Source organism: Kineosporia babensis (assembly GCF_021129305.1).
GTDB classification, from domain to species: domain Bacteria; phylum Actinomycetota; class Actinomycetes; order Actinomycetales; family Kineosporiaceae; genus Kineosporia; species Kineosporia babensis.
Genome location: NZ_JAJOMB010000081.1, coordinates 1 through 422, shown reverse-complemented (window position 1 = coordinate 422; position 422 = coordinate 1). Strand labels below are relative to the sequence as shown.

General features: G+C 62.1%; 1 protein-coding gene. It reads right to left on the bottom strand.

Annotation, left to right across the window (positions count from 1 at the left end; translation table 11 throughout):
* The coding region (locus tag LR394_RS41060; RefSeq protein WP_331283147.1) for an S-adenosylmethionine synthetase N-terminal domain-containing protein at positions 1-422 on the bottom strand (422 nt) is incomplete at both ends.

Genomic DNA, 422 nt, shown 5'->3' with positions numbered 1-422 from the left:
GCCAGCCGGTGCGCCAGCCAGATCGGCAACGGCAGCAACTCCGGCGTGTCATCGTTCGCATACCCGAACATCAGACCCTGATCGCCCGCACCCTGCAGATCCAACGGATCCGCACCGGCCTCCACCCGCGCCTCGTACGCCGTGTCCACACCCTGCGCAATATCCGGCGACTGCGCACCAATACTGACCTCGACACCACACGAGTTACCGTCAAAACCCTTGGTCGAGGAGTCATACCCGATGTCCAGAATCGTCTTCCGGACAATCGACGGGATATCCACGTACGACTTCGTGGTCACCTCACCCGCCACATGCACCAGACCCGTGGTGACCATCGTCTCCACCGCCACCCGCGACGACGGATCCTGCTCCAGCAACGCATCCAGAACCGCGTCACTGATCTGGTCACAGATCTTGTCGGG